Here is a 17617-nt window from a genome sequence, read left to right on the forward strand (position 1 = left end):
GCGGGTTTCGCCACGCGCGATTTCGCTATATAAATTGATACATAACGGCATTATTTGCGTAACGTGCACCAGAATACGTAAAAACCACGGTTTCACTTTGATGTGTGTCATTTTCAGCGCCAGCGGATCGTTTTTCTCGCGCTTTTCAGCTAACGTAGGCGAGTTTTGAATAATAAGGATTAGGTATGCGCAATCGCACGTTTGCGGATCTCGACCGGGTGGTGGCGCTCGGCGGCGGTCACGGTTTAGGACGCGTTATGTCCTCGCTCTCTTCTCTGGGCTCGCGCCTCACAGGCATTGTCACGACGACGGATAACGGCGGCTCGACGGGCCGCATCCGCCGCTCGGAAGGCGGGATCGCCTGGGGCGATATGCGCAACTGTCTCAACCAGTTAATTACCGAACCGAGCGTCGCGTCGGCGATGTTTGAGTACCGTTTTGGAGGTAATGGGGAACTTTCGGGGCATAACCTCGGAAATCTCATGTTAAAGGCGCTGGATCATCTGAGCGTGCGGCCTCTTGAGGCGATCAATCTTATCCGCAACCTGCTTAAAGTGGACGCGTTCCTGATCCCGATGTCTGAGCAACCGGTCGATCTGATGGCAATCGATCGCGAAGACCACGAAGTGTACGGCGAAGTGAATATCGATTTGCTGAGCCACCCGCCCAAGGAGCTGATGCTCTACCCAAATGTGCAGGCGACGCGCGAGGCCGTTGGGGCGATTGCCGAAGCCGATTTGATTATTATTGGCCCTGGCAGTTTTTACACCAGCCTGATACCGCTGCTGCTGCTTGACGATCTCGCCAAAGCGCTGCGCCGCACGCCCGCGCCAATGGTGTATATCGGCAATTTAGGCCGCGAGTTAAGCCCGGCCGCCGCTTCGCTCAGGCTCGAAGAGAAGCTGGCGCTGATGGAGACGTATGTCGGGAAACGCGTGGTGGATGCCGTGGTGGTCGGCCCGAAGGTGGACGTGAGCGGCGCGCAGGACAGGATTGTGATTCAGGAGCCGCTGGAAGCCAGCGATATCCCTTACCGCCACGACCGCCACCTGCTGCGCGTGGCGCTGGAAAAAGCGATTCAGGCGCTGGGATAATCTGTTCGGGTCGTGGTTATGGCGGGTGCGCTTCGCTTACCCGCCCTACGGAACGACGAAGCCGGCATTGATTCCAGGTAGGGTGGGTAAGCGAAGCGCACCCACCACACCACACCACACCACACCACACCACACCACAGACAATCACACACCCACCGCATCGCAAACCATCCATTCGCAGCAAGAAGCGCTTACGACGCGGCGATAAACAGCTCGCGCAACTGATGAAGCTTATCGCGGATCTGCGCGGCCTCTTCAAACTCCAGATTCTGCGCATGCTGCACCATCTGCGCTTCAAGCTGATGAATTTTCTGCTGCAACGCTTTCGGCGTCAGCGCCAGTTCAGCGGCTTCGGCATCCGCCACCGTGCGCCCTTTGCCGCGGCCTTTCGCCTTGGTTTTCGCGATATTCTCGCCAAGCGCCAGGATATCGACCACTTTCTTGTTGAGACCCTGCGGCACAATGCCGTGTTCTTCGTTGTACGCCTGCTGCTTCTCACGACGGCGTTCGGTTTCGTTAATCGCTCTCGCCATCGACGGCGTAATTTTATCGCCGTAGAGAATCGCTTTGCCGTTCACGTTACGCGCCGCGCGGCCAATGGTCTGGATAAGCGAACGCTCGGAGCGCAGGAAGCCCTCTTTGTCGGCGTCGAGGATCGCCACCAGCGACACCTCCGGCATATCCAGCCCTTCTCGCAACAGGTTGATGCCCACCAGCACGTCAAACTCGCCAAGACGCAGGTCGCGGATAATCTCCATACGCTCCACGGTGTCGATATCGGAGTGCAGATAGCGCACTTTCTCGCCGTGTTCTTCGAGATATTCGGTTAAATCTTCCGCCATGCGCTTGGTCAGCGTCGTCACCAGCACGCGCTCGTTGATGGCGACGCGTTTGCGGATTTCCGACAGCAGGTCGTCCACCTGCGTCCCTACCGGGCGCACTTCGATAATCGGATCGAGCAGACCGGTCGGGCGCACCACCTGGTCGATAATCTCGCTGCCCGATTTTTCCAGCTCATAGTTGCCGGGCGTTGCCGACACATAAACCGTCTGCGGGGCCAGCGCCTCGAACTCTTCAAACTTCAGCGGGCGGTTATCAAGCGCCGACGGCAGACGGAAGCCGTACTCCACCAGCGTCTCTTTACGCGCGCGGTCGCCACGGAACATTCCGCCAATCTGCGGAATGGTGACGTGCGATTCATCGATAACCAGCAGGCCGTCCGCCGGCAGATAGTCAAACAGCGTCGGCGGCGCTTCGCCCGGGCCGCGACCGGAGAGATAGCGCGAGTAGTTTTCAATGCCGGAGCAGTACCCCAGCTCGTTCATCATTTCCAGATCGAACTGGGTACGCTGGGTCAGACGCTGCTCTTCGAGCAGTTTGTTATTCTCAAGCAGCACCTTACGGCGCTCGGCCAGCTCCACTTTGATATCTTCCATCGCCTGCACAATGCGCTCGCGCGGAGTCACGTAGTGCGTTTTCGGGTAGACGGTAAAACGCTGAATGATGGAATCCACGGTGCCGGTCAGCGGGTCGAACAGCGACAGCCGCTCCACCTCTTCGTCGAACAGCTCGACGCGCAGCGCCAGCTCGTCCGATTCCGCCGGGAAAATATCAATCACCTCGCCGCGCACGCGGAAGGTGCCGCGCTGGAACGCCTGGTCGTTGCGGGTATATTGCAGCTCCGTCAGGCGGCGCAAAATAGCGCGCTGGTCGATGATCATCCCTTTGGTGAGATGCAGCATCATCTTCAGGTAGAGATCCGGGTCGCCAAGGCCGTAGATGGCGGAAACGGATGCCACGACCACCACGTCGCGCCGCTCCAGCAGCGCTTTAGTGGCCGACAGACGCATCTGTTCGATATGCTCGTTCACCGACGCGTCCTTTTCGATAAAGGTGTCGGAGCTCGGCACATAGGCTTCCGGCTGGTAGTAGTCATAGTACGAGACGAAATATTCCACGGCGTTGTCCGGGAAAAACTCTTTCATCTCGCCGTAGAGCTGCGCCGCCAGCGTTTTGTTAGGCGCCAGCACCATGGTCGGGCGCTGCAAATCGGCGATGACGTTCGCCATGGTGAACGTTTTCCCCGAGCCCGTCACACCCAGCAGCGTCTGGTGCGCCAGCCCGTCCTCCAGCCCTTCCTTGATGCGGCGGATAGCCTCTGGCTGGTCGCCGGAAGGTTTGAAAGCGGAATTGAGTTTGAACGGTTTGCTCATGAAGAAACACCTGATGAAGATTTGCGCGGGACAGAGCGTTAATTTTACTCGCCACAGCGATTTTTGCCAGCGATAAATACTGGATATAAAATCAGTAGCAGGTTAGCGGATTTTGCTCACACCGCATTTTTACCACCTGGTATGAAGTAAATTTGCCCCTGCGCCGGATAAAACACTATATGAGGCCGGTTATCCCCAAAACTTTTTATCCTTTAACATTTGTCAAGCGAGGCTGTGATAGTTTTGTTGCAGCAGATGACACTTTTTCTTCAACGCTTGCTTTTCATTAACCTTTTAATTTTAAATGATTTTCCTGAAAAGACGGCTTTCGCGCCAGATCGGGTGCAAGCCGCATCGGCTCTCGCTTACGGCGCGTTTTCTAACTCTAATACACAAGGTTATCCACAGGAATAGTGGATAACTGCCTCCAGCCCTGAAAGCGCGCCGCGTCGCCGATGAGCCCTGGCCGCCCGCGTCTGGCTCAGAAAAAAATTTTCCCGGCGGGTTTCGACAAATTTCGCTTGCTTTCCACGCCGCGCCTTGCGTGATCCTTTTCACCTTTTTTTGCTTTGCTTTTGCGCAACGCTGCACCAACACCACGCCGCTCTCAGCACTCAAAAAGTGCACGCCGCCCGGCTTTTTCCAGGATAACGCACTACCCGTTCGCCGCGCGTTCAGGTTTAGTCTCAATTTCCGGCGCGACAGGAGGGCTTTTCACTGGCTGGCAAGAGAATTGCAATAACCGGTTACCGGAACTACACCCTCTTCCCGTCGTTGGCGGGAAGCGACAGCAGGATGCGCGGGCAGGCCGGGGAAGTCACTGCGCAGGCAGCCGTAAGAACGCCTGCGCCAATGCTGTTTTCCGATTACCTGTCTGAAGGAGAAGCGCCATGTTAAGTCTGCACGCGGTTAACCACTTTTACGGCACGCAGCACACCCTGTGGGACGTCAGTCTCGATCTCCTGCCCGGCGAGTGCACCTGCGTTATCGGCGCGCCTGGTATGGGGAAAACCACGCTGCTGAACTGTGTGGCGGGGTATCTGCCGGTAAAGAGCGGCAGCATGCTCTGGCGCGAGGCCGGACAAGCGCCGCAGGAGCTGATGCGCGTCGGCGCGGATGCCCGCGCGGCGCTCGGCATCCGCTACGTGCCGCAGGCGCGTCGCTATTTTTCACAGTTAACGGTGGAGGAGAATCTGCATATCGCGCTGCGGGCGCAGCCTGAGCGCGCGACCAGCCCGGAGCCGGTGTTTGATCTGTTCCCGACGCTCTGGACGCGCCGTCACGCGCAGGCCTCAGGCCTGTCGCCGGAGCTGGCGCTCCAGCTGATACTGGCGCAGGCGCTGGTGACGCGCCCGCGGTTGCTGATTCTGGATGAGCCGACGCGCGGCCTCGGCCAGACGTTTATTCCAAAGCTTGCGGATCTGCTCACGCGGCTTAACCGCGAGTGGGGAATGAGCCTGTTGCTGGTGGAGCAACATTTGTCGTTTATCCGCCGGGTGGCGGATCGTTTCTGCCTGCTGCACCGCGGGCGCGCCGTGGCCCGGGGGAGCGCCGCGCAGTTAACCGACGCGCGTCTGACGCACTGGATAACGCCTTAGCGCGCCAGTGTGCTGAGATCGATCCATTGCGCGGCAGGCGTCACATCCGGCTCGGCACCCAGCCATGGAATTTCGCCAAGCATCGGGGCGGGCAGCAAACGCTTAAGCGTGGCGAGATAGTCCTGATGGCGGCGGCCAGGCGGCTGCACGTCATTCGCCACCCAGCCTGCGAGACGCAGGCCCGCGGCCTGGACCGCCTGCGCGGTCAGCAGCGCATGGTTGATGCAGCCAAGCTTAACGCCGACCACTAAAATCACCGGCAGGCGCTCCTGCTGCGCCCAGTCGGCGAACGTCGCCTCGTCAGAGAGCGGCGTAAACCAGCCGCCCGCGCCTTCCACCAGCACCCAGTCGGCCAGCGGCTCAAGCGCGCGCAGGCCAGCGGACATCACGGTGAAATCAATCGGCAGCCCCTCTTCCCGGCTTGCGATATGCGGCGAGGTGGGCTCTTCAAACGTCAGCGGGTTCACCTGTTCGTAGCGCAGCGCCACGCTGCTGTGGCGCTGGAGCGCCAGCGCGTCGCTGTTGCGAAGCCCTTCAGGCGTGATATCGCTGCCGGAGGCGACCGGCTTGTAGCCCGCGGTGCTAAAGCCTGCGGCTTTCGCGGCCTCCAGCAGCGCGCAGCTCGCGATAGTTTTACCCACTTCGGTGTCGGTTCCGGTAATAAACCAGCGTTCAGTCACGTTCAATCACTCCAGAAATCAGTTGGTAAGTCAGCGGGAAACGCCCGTCCTGACGCGGCCAGGCGTCTTCGAGCATGCGAAGCTCACGGCGGGTGAGCGTGCGGCTGTCGCGCCCGGCGTGCAGATGCGTCGCGCCAATGCCCTTCAGCGACTGCATGGCGCTGAGCGCATCGCCGAACAGCAGCGTCACGGGATGCTGGCGCAGCGTCATGCGCGCCGCCGGGGCCGCAGCTAAAACCGCCTCAGGGCTGGCGAAATGGTTAGCGTGCGGACGATCGTCCACGGCCGCCCACGCCTGATGCAGCTCGCCAAGCGAGCCGTGGGCCAGCGTGCTGAACGCCACGCGTCCGCCGGGGCGCGCGACGCGCAGCATCCCGGCCAGCGCCCCTGACAGGCTCTGGCACCACTGCACCGCCAGATTGCTCCACACAAGATCAAAACTGCCTTCGGCAAACGGCAGCGCCTCGATATCGCCCTGTACGTAGCGATGCGCCGCGTGTCGCTCACGGGCGCGCGCCAGCATCGCGGGGCTTAAATCGAACGCCGTCACGTCGCAGCCACGCGCGCGCCAGTCGAGGCCGCCCGCGCCGGTGCCGCAGCCGGCGTCCAGTACCGTCGTGACGCCCTGCGCCCCGCAGTGTTCCGCAAGCCGTTGCGCGCTCTGGCGCTGAAGCGCCGCGAAATCGTCATAGCTGTGGGCCGCGCGGCCAAACGCCGCGGCCACGGCGCGTTTATCAACGGCAACCGTCATATAACGCCTCCAGCAGCGCGTCGATGTCGTCATCCTGGTGGGCGGCGCTGAGCGTCAGACGCAGCCGCGCGGTGCCCGCAGGGACGGTCGGCGGGCGAATGGCCGTCGCCCAGCAGCCGCGCTCGCGCAGCTTTTCCGCAAGCGTCAGCGCGGCGCTGTTTTCACCGACGATCAGCGGCTGAATGGCGGTCTGCGAATCGGCAAGCGTCAGCGGTAGCTGCGACGCGCCCGCGCGAAACCGTGTGATGTTGCGCGCAAGCCGCGCGCGTAAGTCGTCGCCCTCGCGGACAACCGTTAAGGCGGCGTCCAGCGCGCAGGCCTGAGCCGCAGGCATCGCAGTGCTGTAGATGAGATGGCGCGCGGTTTGTAGCAGATAGTCCGCCATCGACTCGCTGCACAACAGCGCCGCGCCGCTCAGCCCGAAAGCTTTGCCAAACGTCACCAGCAGCAGATCGGGCCTGACGCCTGCGACATCGCAACTGCCCCGCCCCTCGCGCCCCAGCACGCCAATGCCGTGGGCGTCATCCACCATCAGCAACGTCTGCGCGCTCTGAGCAAGACCGGCGATATCCGCAAGCGGCGCGCGATCGCCATCCATGCTGAATACCCCTTCGGTAAAGACGAGCGTCAGCCCGTCGCAAGGTTTGTCGAGCAGCGCGGCGAGCGCCCCCGGCGCGTTATGCGCAAAGCGGCGCAGCGTCGCCGGGCTGTGGCTTGCGGCCTCCAGCAGCGAGGCGTGGCTTAAACGGTCGGCGAGAATGCGGTCAGGCTGCTGCATCAGCGCGGCGACTACCGCCTGATTGGCGGCGAAGCCGGAGATAAACAGCAGCGCGCGGTCGAAACCGAGCCACTGCGCCAGCGCGTTTTCCAGCGACTGATGCGCGCCGCTGTAGCCGCTGACGTGGCCAGACGCCCCGCTCCCCACGCCGAACATCTCCGCGCCCTGTCGCCAGGCCGCGATTAGCGCCGGATGCTGGCTTAAGCCCAGATAGTCGTTGCCGGAAAAATTACGGTAGCGTACGCCCTGATGCACCAGCGCGCCGCCAGCCGCCGGCGTGCAAACGACGCGGCGGCGCAGGCTGTGGCTGGCTTCACGCGCGCGCAGCGCCGTATCGATTCTCGCCTGCCAGGTCATACCGCCGCCGCGTTGTAATACTGCGGGTTGTCAGCGTCGCGCAGCGCGTGCTCAAGGCGCGCCTGCTGTTCGTTATCACCTGCCAGTACCGCCGTCTGCTGCGGGTTGATGCCGAGCTTGCGGAACAGCTGCAAATCTTTGTCTTCTTCCGGGTTCGGCGTGGTCAGCAGTTTGCAACCGTAGAAAATGGAGTTGGCGCCCGCCATAAAGCACATCGCCTGGGTCTGCTCGTTCATCTGCTCGCGGCCCGCGGAGAGGCGCACGTAAGACGTCGGCATCATGATGCGCGCCACCGCGATGGTGCGGATGAAATCAAACGCATCGACATCGTCATTATCGGCAAGCGGCGTGCCCTTAACCTTCACCAGCATGTTGATCGGCACGCTTTCCGGCGGCGTTGGCAGGTTGGCGAGTTGCAGCAGCAGCCCGGCGCGATCGGTGACGGTCTCGCCAAGCCCCACGATGCCGCCAGAGCAGACCTTAATGCCCGCCTCGCGCACTTTCTCCAGCGTATCGAGACGCTCCTGATAGGTACGCGTGGTGATGATATTGCCGTAGAACTCCGGGGAGGTGTCGAGGTTGTGGTTGTAGTAATCGAGTCCCGCTTCGCCGAGGCGCTGCGCCTGATCGTCGCTCAGCGTGCCGAGCGTCATGCAGGTTTCCAGGCCCAGCGCTTTGACGCCCTGCACCATCTGCTCCAGATACGGCATATCGCGATCGTTGGGGTTTTTCCAGGCCGCGCCCATGCAGAAACGCGTCGAGCCCGCCGCTTTGGCCTTGCGGGCGGAATCGAGCACCTGATCCACTTCCATCAGGCGCTCGGCCTCAAGGCCGGTTTTGTAGCGCGCGCTCTGCGGGCAGTATTTGCAGTCTTCCGGGCAGGCGCCGGTTTTGATAGACAGCAGCGTGCTGACCTGCACCTGGCGCGGATCGAAGTGCTGGCGATGCGCCTGTTGCGCTTCAAACAGCAGATCCAGCAGCGGTTTTTCAAAGAGTTCAGTGACTTGCGACAAAGTCCAGCGTGAAAGGTGAGCCATCGGGCGTCTCCAAAGGGTTTTATTTATCTGGGTTATGGATATACTCGTAAACCTAAATCTTTTTAAAATGGTTTACAAGTCATGTTAACACCCGCCGATCTCGCCTTCGATCGTGACCATATCTGGCACCCTTACACCTCCATGAGCGCGCCGCTGCCGGTCTACCCGGTGACGCACGCCGCTGGCTGCGAATTGCATCTGGCGAGCGGCGAACGGCTGGTGGATGGTATGTCCTCGTGGTGGGCCGCCATTCACGGCTATAACCATCCGCGCCTCAACGCGGCCATGAAAAACCAGATTGACGCGATGTCGCACGTGATGTTCGGCGGCGTCACCCATCCCGCCGCGATAGCCCTGTGCCGCAAGCTGGTGGCGATGACCCCGGAGCGCCTGGAGTGCGTGTTTCTTGCCGACTCCGGTTCGGTGGCGGTGGAAGTGGCGATGAAAATGGCGTTGCAGTACTGGCACGCCCGCGGCGAGCCGCGTCAGCGCTTTCTGACCTTCCGCCACGGCTACCACGGCGACACCTTTGGGGCGATGTCGGTGTGCGATCCGGATAACTCGATGCACAGTCTCTGGAAGGGTTATCTGCCGGAAAACCTCTTCGCGCCCGCGCCGCAGAGCCGTTTTGACGGCGAGTGGGATGAGCGCGATCTCGCGCCGTTCGCCCGTCTGCTGGCCGCGCACCGCCAGGAGATAGCCGCAGTCATTCTCGAACCCGTTGTGCAGGGCGCGGGCGGCATGCGGATGTATCACCCGGAGTGGCTTAAGCGCATTCGCCGCATGTGCGACCGCGAAGGGATTTTGCTTATCGCCGATGAGATAGCGACCGGCTTTGGCCGGACCGGAAAGCTGTTCGCCTGTGAACACGCCGGGATAACGCCGGATATTCTCTGCCTCGGCAAGGCGCTGACCGGCGGCACGATGACGCTTTCCGCCACCCTCACCACGCGGCATGTCGCCGACACCATCAGTAACGGCGAGGCGGGCTGCTTTATGCATGGCCCGACGTTTATGGGCAATCCGCTCGCCTGCGCGGTGGCTACCGAGAGTCTGGCGCTGCTGGAAACCGGCGAGTGGCGCTCACAGGTGGCGGCTATTGAGCGGCAGTTGCGTGACGACCTGGCGCCGTGTCGCGAATTGCCGATGGTCGCTGACGTGCGCGTGCTGGGCGCTATCGGCGTCGTGGAAACCACCGCGCCGGTCGAGATGGCCGCGCTTCAGCGCTTTTTCGTGGAACAGGGCGTCTGGGTGCGCCCGTTTGGCCGCCTGATTTACCTGATGCCGCCTTATATCATTACGCCTGAACAGCTCACGCGTCTCACCTGCGCGGTGTGTGACGCCGTGAAAAACCCGTCGTTTTTCAGACGCTGAGCGCCCGGCAAGCCGTGAGGGATGCACTACACTTTCAGGATTTGCGATAAAACAACCAGGAGAACGCGATGAAGATTCTGATGGTACTGACCTCCCACGACAAACTGGGCGATACCGGGAAAAAAACCGGCTTCTGGCTGGAAGAGTTTGCGGCCCCTTACTTTGTGTTTCGCGATGCGGGTATCGACGTGACGCTCGCCACGCCGAAGGGCGGCCAGCCGCCGCTCGATCCGAAAAGCGACGAGCCGGACGCGCAGACCGCCGACACCCGGCGTTTTCGTGAAGATCCTGAGGCCCAGGAGGCGCTGGCGAATACCGCGCGGCTTGATGAAATTAACGCCGACGAGTACGACGCGCTGTTTTATCCGGGCGGCCACGGCCCGCTATGGGATCTGGCCGATCACCCGGTTTCCATCGCGCTTATCGAACACTACTGGGGCAGCGGCAAGCCGGTCGCGACGGTGTGTCACGCGCCGGGCGTGCTGCGTCATGTGAAAAAGCCTGACGGCAGCCCGCTGGTGGAAGGCAAACGCGTCACCGGCTTTACCAACAGCGAAGAAGACGCGGTCGGGCTGACCAACGTCGTGCCGTTCCTCGTAGAAGATGCGCTGAAAGAGGCTGGCGGCCAGTTTGAACGTACCGATGACTGGGGCGTGCACGTGGTTGTCGACGGGCACCTGGTGACCGGCCAGAACCCGGCGTCTTCCGCGGCCACCGCCGAAGCGCTGTTAAAATTGCTCCATCTGTAAGCGGGGAGACTGCATGAAGTTAATCAGTGTGAATTTTAACGACGGGGACAAGCTCCCCGCGCGTCACGTGTTTAACGGCATGGGCTATGAGGGCGATAATATTTCGCCCCATCTCACCTGGGATGACGTGCCGCCGGGCACGAAAAGCTTTGTCGTGACCTGTTACGATCCAGACGCCCCGACCGGCTCCGGCTGGTGGCACTGGATAGTGGCGAATCTGCCCGCGGATACCCGCGTGCTGCCGCAGGGCGCGGGCTCCGGCCAGGCTGACCTGCCGGACGGCGCGATTCAGACGCGCACCGATTTCGGCACCGCCGGTTATGGCGGCGCCGCGCCACCGAAAGGCGAAACGCACCGCTATATTTTCACGGTGCATGCGCTGGATGTGGATAGTATTGACGTTGATGAAAACGCCAGCGGCGCGCTGGTCGGTTTCAATGTTCACTTTCACCGGCTCGCCAGCGCCTCGCTGACCGCGCATTACATCTGAATCATTTTGAAGCCGGTTATCACAATCGGCTTCCCGTTTCGCTCAACTTAGTATAAAAAAGCAGGCTCTGTGCGTTCCCCCATTTTAAACAGGCTTAGCAAGGAGCAACCCTTGAACAAATTTTCGGTCTCCCGTCTGGCGCTGGCGTTCGCTTTTGGCGTGACACTGACTGCATGCAGCTCAACGCCACCGGACCAACGTCCTTCTGAACAACGCGCGCCGGGTACGTCGGCTCGCCCGGTGCTGTCTGCGGATGAAGCGAAAAATTTCGTCCCGGCCCGCTATTTCGCCAATACCGATCCGAATGCCGCGCCGTGGTCGCCCTCCCCGATTCGCCTGCCTGAACAAGCGGACTTCGTGGTCGGCCAGGCGGGCGAGCAGGGCGTGACCCATACCAGCATTCAGGCGGCGGTTGACGCAGCCATTGCCCGTCACGCCTCAGCGCGCCAGTACATCGCGATCCTTCCGGGCACCTACGAAGGCACCGTTTACGTGCCTGCGGCGCCGGGCAGCGTCACGCTTTACGGCACCGGCGAAAAACCGCTTGATGTGAAAATCAGCGCCGCGCTGGACAGCGAAATGGATGCCAACACCTGGCGTCGTACCGTGAACCCGTCCGGTAAATATATGCCTGGCAAACCGGCCTGGTATATGTTCGACAACTGCCAGAACCACCGCAACGGCAGCGTCGGCCTGATGTGCTCCGCCGTGTTCTGGTCACAGAATAATGGTCTGCAACTGCAGAACCTGACCATCGAAAACAGCCTCGGCGACGCCGCGGGCGAAGGCCAGCACCAGGCTGTCGCGCTGCGTACCGATGGCGATCGCGTGCAGATCAACAAAGTGAATATCCTGGGCCGCCAGAATCCGTTCCTGGTGACCAACAGCGATATCCGCAACCGCTTCACGCCGGATCGTCTGACCCGCACGCAGGTGACTAACAGCTACGTGGAAGGCGATGTGGATCTGGTCGCGGGTCGCGGCGCGGTGGTGTTTGATAACACCGACTTCCGCGTGGTGAATACCCGTACGCAGAAAGAAGGCTATGTCTTCGCACCGGCGACTATGCCGAATTTCTATTTCGGTTTCCTCGCCGTGAACAGCCGCTTTGTGGCCGCTGGTGAAGGCGTGGCGCAACTGGGCCGCGCCTGGGATATGGATGCGAGCGCCAACGGCTATACGCCAGGCCAGACGCCAAACGGCCAGGTGGTTATCCGCGACAGCGTGATTGACGCCGGTTTCAACACCGCGCAGCCGTGGGGCCCGGCGCTGGGCTCACAGCGTCCGTTCACCGGTAACACCGGCGCGCAGGACGACAAAGGCAATATCCAGCGCGATCTGAACGATGCGAACGCCAATCGTCTGTGGGAATACAACAACCGCGGGCTGGGCAGCAAAGTGGTTGCCGAACCGAAAAAGTAATCGCACCGCAGTAACAGGTATCAGACAAAAGGGGGAGAAATCCCCCTTTTTCTATGCTTTTTTGATGCAGAGTAACGTCTCACTGTTCTCAACGCGTCCTATGACGCCGTTGAGAACAACAGACGTGCAAGGCAGCTACCACTCGCCGAAAAAAAACCTCGCCGCGGCGAGGTTTTTTATTATTACGCCTCGAAGGCGTTAACAACGACCCACATCGGCCCCTGGCCTACCGCGTAACGGCCTTTTTCCGCCAGCAGCCCCTGCACGCCCTCAATACCGTAGACCGCAATGTGATGCGATTTCTGGCCCGCGGCAATCAGATACTGACCGCTATTGTCGATGTTGAAGCCGCGCGGCTGGGTTTCGGTGGGCTGGTGCCCCTGCACGGCCAGGACGCTGCCATCTTCGGAGACGGTAAAGACCGTAATCACGCTGGCGGTACGATCGCACGCGTAGAGATGACGGCCATCCGGCGTAATGTGGATATCCGCCGCCCAGCGGGTATCGGAGAAATCGGCCGGCATCATATCCAGCGTCTGGATGCATTCGATGTTGCCGTGAGCATCGCTCAGCGCCCAGACATCCACCGAGCTGTTCAGCTCATTCACGCAGTAAGCGAACGGTTTGCTGGGGTGGAAGACCATATGGCGCGGCCCGGCGCCTGCGACGGTGGTCACTTCCGCTGGCGTTTGCGGCTCAAGCTTGCCGTCGTCGGTTAAAGTAAACAGGCAGATGCGATCCTGCTTCAGCGCAGGCACCCACAGGGTGCGGTTATCCGGAGAGATATTCGCGGAGTGGCAGCCTTCCAGCCCTTCCACCACGGTGACGGTCTCGCCCGGCAAGCCGTCGTTCAGACGCACCACGCTTACGCTGCCCGCATTATAGGAGCCGCTGAAGAGGAAACGGCCGGTATGATCGGTCGAAATGTGCGTCGGACTGCCCGGCAGCGGCGCTTCGCCCGCTTCGCTGAGCGTGCCGTCATGCGCGGCGATGCGATACGCGATAACGCGAAATTCCGGACGCACGCCGACGTACAGGAAACGCTTATCAGGGCTGATGACCATCGGCTGAACCTGCCCTGGCGCATCCACCACCTGCAACAGCGTCAGCGTGCCCTGCGGCTCCAGACGCCAGACGTGGATCTGCTGGCTCTCCGGGCTTGCGGTATAAACGGTTTGTTTCATGAATACTCCTTGCTTCACTGAGCTTGAAAGACTGTTTCAAGGGTAGCGTGTTTTATCTTCCTGTGCCGACGGAAGCCTTGCGGGTTTCGCGCGTCGCCTGTCGCGGTGTACCATCAACCGGATATTTTGAATGACGACTCTGGAAACCCGCATGACTTTTCGCGTAATCGCTCTCGACTTAGACGGCACGCTGTTAACCGCTCAAAAAACCATCCTCCCGGAATCCCTCGACGCGCTGGCGCAAGCGAAAGCGGCCGGGCTGAAACCGGTGATCGTCACCGGACGCCACCATAATGCCATCCATCCTTTTTATCAGGCACTGGCGCTCGATACACCTGCCATTTGTTGTAATGGCACCTATTTGTATGATTATCAAACGGGAAAGGTGATAACAGCCGATCCGATGAGCCCGCAACAGGCTGAAGGGCTGCTGGCGTTGCTCAGTGACGCCGGTATTCCGGCCCTGATGTATATGGATGACGCGATGCTGTATGAACAGACCTGCGGCCATATCGAGCGCACCCGGAACTGGGCGCTGCGCCTGCCTGAAGCCCAGCGCCCGGTGTTCCGCCAGGTCGATTCGCTGCGCGAGGCGGCACGCTCGGTGGATAATATCTGGAAATTCGCGCTGACCGGGGAAGACATTCCGCGTCTGCAAAGTCTCGCGCTGACCATTGAGCGCGAGCTGGGCCTCGCCTGCGAATGGTCATGGCACGATCAGGTGGATGTGGCAGCACCTGGCAACAGCAAGGGCAAACGCCTGGCGCAGTGGGTGGAATCGCAGGGATTATCGATGGAGCAGGTCGTGGCGTTTGGGGATAACCATAACGACATCTCCATGCTGGAGCGCGCCGGGCTTGGCATCGCCATGGGCAACGCTGATGATGTCGTGAAATCGCACGCCGACAAAGTGATCGGCCCCAATACCGAGGCCAGCATTGCCGACGCGCTGCGTCAGTGGGTGCTTTAAGTCGTTATCGACACGCTTTTTATCTGGGCGTAGAGCCACAGGCCGGGCTTGATGGCCAGCTCGTCGCGCGCCCACGGGCTGATGCGCGCCCAGAGGGTGCGCGAGCCCACCTCCAGTTGCACTTCCACCTGCCCGTTGTCGTCGTAACATTGCGCGACGCGGGCGCGCAGAATGTTACGGATGCTGCTTTGCAGCGGCGGCTGTAGCACCAGCGACACGTCAGACGCCTGAATGCGAATGCGCAGCGCCGTCTGAAGCGGCTTTTCGATACGATTAACCCACAGGTGTTGATCGCCGAGCGCCAGCGCCGTCATCGCATAGTGCGGATGGTGCTCCAGCACCGTGACTTTCAGCACGCTGCTCTGCTGCTCGGGCGGCAGCCACGGGTGCATCACGCTGCTGCCCCAGATATCTTCCAGGCTGCCGAACGCTTTCACCTCGCCCTGCTCCAGCACTAATACTTTATCGGCCAGATGCAGGATCTCCTCCAGCGAATGGCTGACGTAAAGCATCGGGATATTGATTTCGCGCGCCAGCCGTTGCAGGTACGGCAGCAGTTCGCGCTTGCGCGGCACGTCGAGCGAGGCGAGCGGCTCGTCGAGCAGCAGCAGCTCCGGCGCCGTCAGCAGCGCGCGACCAATCGCCACGCGCTGTTTTTCACCGCCCGACAGCGTGCCCGGCAAACGGTCCAGCAGCGGCTCGATGCCGAGCAGCGTCACCAGTTTGTCGAACTGCGCCGCCATCTCTTTGGCCATGCCATATTTCAGGTTGCCGCGCACTTTGTAGTGCGGGAAGAGGCGCGCATCCTGAAAGACATAGCCGATGCGGCGCTTTTCCGGCGGCAGAAAAGTGTCGGTTTCGGTGTCGCTCAGCACGCGATCGTTTAACGCAATGCGCCCGTGCTGCGGGCGGGTCAGCCCGCTAATGGCATTAATCAGCGAGGTTTTGCCGGCGCCCGACACGCCAAACACGGCGGTGATGCCGCTCCCCGGCAGGGTTTCGTTGACCGTCAGACGATGCTTGCCGAGCACCTGGGTGAAATTCAGCTCCAGCATCAGGACGCTCCCAGACGGCGGCGGCTCTGGCGCGCCAGCCATTCAGAAAACATCAGCGAGCAGAGCGCCAGCACAATGGCGATAACGCACAGGCGCGCGGCGGCGCTCTCGCCGCCCGGCGTCTGGATAAGCGTATACATTGCCGACGGCAGCGTGCGGGTTTCGCCCGGAATATTGGAGACAAACGTGATGGTGGCGCCGAACTCGCCAAGCGAGCGGGCAAAGGCCAGCACGGTGCCGACGATAATCCCCGGCAGCGTTAGCGGCAGCGTGATGGTGAAAAAGACGCGCCAGCGGCTGGCGCCGAGCGTACGGGCCGCCGCCTCAAGACGAATATCAACCGCCTCCAGCGCCAGGCGAATGGCGCGCACCATTAACGGAAACGCCATTACCGCCGAGGCGAGCACCGCCCCGCGCCAGCTAAAAGCGAGCGTAATACCAAAGAGATCGTAGAGCCATTCGCCTATCAGCCCCCGGCGGCCAAACACCACCAGCAGCAGATAACCGACCACCACGGGCGGCAGCACCAGCGGCAGATGAATCACGCCATCCAGCAGCGTTTTGCCCGGGAAAGTGCAGCGCACCAGCACCCAGGCGAGAAGGACCCCGAAGGGCAAACTGATAAGTACCGCAATTGTAGAGACTTTAAGGCTAAGCAGTACCGCTTGCCATTCAGGTTCCGTCAACATCATTGGCTGGTCGTAAATCCATATCGTTTAAACACTGCGGCAGCTTCCGGGCCCTGCAGATAGCGGTAAAACGCGCTGACCGTCGGGTTGTTATGCCCGTCGATGATCGCCAGCGGATATTCCACTTTCTGATGGGAATCCTCCGGGAAGGTGCCAACCACTTTTACGCCATGGCTCGCCACGGCGTCAGAACCATAAACGATGCCCAGCGGGGCTTCGTCGCGCTCAACCAGCGCCAGCGCGCCGCGGACATCTTCCGCCGGTGCGAGCTGTGAGGAGAGCGTCTCCCACGCGCCGAGTTTTTGCAATGCCTCTTTCGCGTAAATCCCCGCAGGCACATGGGCCGGATCGCCCACCGCCAGACGGCCGCCTTTCAGCAGGCTTTTCCAGTCGGTGGTGCGGTTAATCACGATATCGCCCTGCGCGCTTTTGGCAGGCGCCACCACCACCAGGCTGTTGCCGAGCAGCGTTTTCCGGCTTGACGCATCGATCGCTTTTTTATCGGCGGCGTAATCCATCCACTTCTGGTCGGCGGAGATAAAAATATCCGCAGGCGCCCCCGCTTCAATCTGCCGCGCCAGCGTCGAAGAGGACGCGAACGACGACACCACTTTCACCGTATTTCCTTTGGCATAATCTTTGGCGATATCCTGCATCGCGTTAGTCAGCGACGCGGCGGCAAACACGGTGACCGTGTTGTCCTGCGCAAGCGCGGCACCGACAGCGCCCGCGCTCAAAGTGACGCCCAGCGCCAGTTTTACCCATAATGTTGCCATGACAGACTCCTTACCGTTTCGTTATATATAAGACAATATAACGCTGCAGGCAGGGTTTTCCCAGCAATTCTCTATCGGCAAAAAAAGCGGCGGCTTGAGGGTACGGAAAGGAAAACGCCCGGCAAAGCCGGGCGCGGGGGGAATTAACGGTGCTGTTTAGACTGGTCTTTATGACCGATGCCGGAGAAGATATTGAAGACCTCGCCGAGGCCCCAGATTAACCCCAGGATCACGGCCATTACTACCGGCACCATAATCACGGCAAATGCCAGACTTTTCAACAACTCGAACATGGTTGCCTCCTGAAAACAGTAAACCGTTATTCTAGCGGCATCCGCACGAAACATCCTGCCCTTTTGTGCCATTTGCGCCAACCCGCCGCTTTCCTTCACAATAGCCT

At 60.8% G+C, this 17617-nt stretch carries 17 protein-coding genes; 7 read left to right on the forward strand and 10 right to left on the reverse strand.

Annotation, left to right across the window (positions count from 1 at the left end; genetic code table 11):
- Nucleotides 1-185: 185 nt before the first annotated feature.
- The gene (yvcK, locus tag AB8W27_RS13860; RefSeq protein WP_015740599.1) at nt 186-1094 is read left to right on the forward strand and encodes a uridine diphosphate-N-acetylglucosamine-binding protein YvcK; all 909 of its coding nucleotides are present in this window, start codon (nt 186-188) and stop codon (nt 1092-1094) included.
- A gap of 191 nt (nt 1095-1285) precedes the next feature.
- Here the strand turns inward: yvcK and uvrB are convergent, their stop codons facing one another.
- Nucleotides 1286-3307: an excinuclease ABC subunit UvrB gene (gene uvrB / locus AB8W27_RS13865; RefSeq protein ID WP_015740598.1), complete on the reverse strand. Its 2022-nt coding sequence runs from the start codon at nt 3305-3307 to the stop codon at nt 1286-1288.
- 890 nt (nt 3308-4197) lie between these two features.
- Here uvrB and AB8W27_RS13870 point away from each other — a divergent pair.
- Entirely contained in the window at nt 4198-4905 is a 708-nt protein-coding gene (locus tag AB8W27_RS13870; protein ID WP_015740596.1) for an ABC transporter ATP-binding protein, read from the forward strand.
- On the opposite strand, the gene bioD is transcribed toward AB8W27_RS13870, so the two are convergent.
- From bioD to bioB, 4 genes are read right to left on the reverse strand one after another with little or no spacing between them, the layout of a single operon-like run.
- On the reverse strand, nt 4902-5585 hold the full coding sequence (bioD, locus tag AB8W27_RS13875) for a dethiobiotin synthase (protein WP_015740595.1): 684 nt from the start codon (nt 5583-5585) through the stop codon (nt 4902-4904). The genes AB8W27_RS13870 and bioD overlap by 4 nt on opposite strands.
- Entirely contained in the window at nt 5578-6336 is a 759-nt protein-coding gene (gene bioC / locus AB8W27_RS13880; protein WP_041923354.1) for a malonyl-ACP O-methyltransferase BioC, read from the reverse strand. Before bioC ends, bioD begins: the two co-directional genes overlap by 8 nt.
- Nucleotides 6320-7471, reverse strand: coding sequence for an 8-amino-7-oxononanoate synthase (gene bioF, locus AB8W27_RS13885; protein ID WP_015740593.1), 1152 nt, complete (start codon nt 7469-7471; stop codon nt 6320-6322). Before bioF ends, bioC begins: the two co-directional genes overlap by 17 nt.
- A complete protein-coding gene (gene bioB, locus AB8W27_RS13890; protein WP_015740592.1) occupies nt 7468-8508 on the reverse strand; it encodes a biotin synthase BioB in 1041 nt (346 codons plus the stop codon). The genes bioF and bioB overlap by 4 nt, the downstream gene beginning before the upstream one ends.
- Before the next feature lie 81 nt (nt 8509-8589).
- On the opposite strand from bioB, the gene bioA reads away from it, so the two are divergent.
- From bioA to AB8W27_RS13910, 4 genes are all read left to right on the forward strand, one after another.
- The gene (bioA, locus tag AB8W27_RS13895) at nt 8590-9882 is read left to right on the forward strand and encodes an adenosylmethionine--8-amino-7-oxononanoate transaminase (RefSeq protein ID WP_015740591.1); all 1293 of its coding nucleotides are present in this window, start codon (nt 8590-8592) and stop codon (nt 9880-9882) included.
- Nucleotides 9883-9950: 68 nt separating this feature from the next.
- Nucleotides 9951-10631, forward strand: coding sequence for a type 1 glutamine amidotransferase domain-containing protein (locus tag AB8W27_RS13900; protein WP_015740590.1), 681 nt, complete (start codon nt 9951-9953; stop codon nt 10629-10631).
- Nucleotides 10632-10644: 13 nt separating this feature from the next.
- Nucleotides 10645-11121, forward strand: a complete 477-nt coding sequence (locus AB8W27_RS13905) for a kinase inhibitor (RefSeq protein ID WP_041923353.1) — start codon at nt 10645-10647, stop codon at nt 11119-11121.
- A gap of 111 nt (nt 11122-11232) precedes the next feature.
- On the forward strand, nt 11233-12543 hold the full coding sequence (locus AB8W27_RS13910) for a putative acyl-CoA thioester hydrolase (protein WP_041923352.1): 1311 nt from the start codon (nt 11233-11235) through the stop codon (nt 12541-12543).
- Between the two features lie 182 nt (nt 12544-12725).
- On the opposite strand, the gene pgl is transcribed toward AB8W27_RS13910, so the two are convergent.
- Nucleotides 12726-13727: a 6-phosphogluconolactonase gene (pgl, locus tag AB8W27_RS13915; RefSeq protein ID WP_041923351.1), complete on the reverse strand. Its 1002-nt coding sequence runs from the start codon at nt 13725-13727 to the stop codon at nt 12726-12728.
- 151 nt (nt 13728-13878) lie between these two features.
- Here pgl and AB8W27_RS13920 point away from each other — a divergent pair, with 151 nt between their 5' ends.
- Complete coding sequence (locus AB8W27_RS13920; protein ID WP_041924137.1) at nt 13879-14697, forward strand: pyridoxal phosphatase; 819 nt, start codon at nt 13879-13881, stop codon at nt 14695-14697.
- On the opposite strand, the gene modC is transcribed toward AB8W27_RS13920, so the two are convergent.
- The 4 genes from modC to AB8W27_RS13940 all read right to left on the reverse strand — a co-directional run bounded on the left by modC (nt 14694) and on the right by AB8W27_RS13940 (nt 17510).
- Nucleotides 14694-15752: a molybdenum ABC transporter ATP-binding protein ModC gene (modC, locus tag AB8W27_RS13925; protein WP_041923350.1), complete on the reverse strand. Its 1059-nt coding sequence runs from the start codon at nt 15750-15752 to the stop codon at nt 14694-14696. The genes AB8W27_RS13920 and modC overlap by 4 nt on opposite strands.
- Complete coding sequence (gene modB, locus AB8W27_RS13930) at nt 15752-16444, reverse strand: molybdate ABC transporter permease subunit (RefSeq protein WP_041923349.1); 693 nt, start codon at nt 16442-16444, stop codon at nt 15752-15754. The genes modC and modB overlap by 1 nt, the downstream gene beginning before the upstream one ends.
- A complete protein-coding gene (gene modA, locus AB8W27_RS13935) occupies nt 16441-17217 on the reverse strand; it encodes a molybdate ABC transporter substrate-binding protein (protein ID WP_015740583.1) in 777 nt (258 codons plus the stop codon). The genes modB and modA overlap by 4 nt, the downstream gene beginning before the upstream one ends.
- Nucleotides 17218-17360: 143 nt before the next feature.
- A complete protein-coding gene (locus AB8W27_RS13940) occupies nt 17361-17510 on the reverse strand; it encodes an AcrZ family multidrug efflux pump-associated protein (RefSeq protein ID WP_004386739.1) in 150 nt (49 codons plus the stop codon).
- Nucleotides 17511-17617 lie beyond the last annotated feature (107 nt).

This window comes from Cronobacter turicensis (assembly GCF_041222865.1).
Taxonomy (GTDB): domain Bacteria; phylum Pseudomonadota; class Gammaproteobacteria; order Enterobacterales; family Enterobacteriaceae; genus Cronobacter; species Cronobacter turicensis.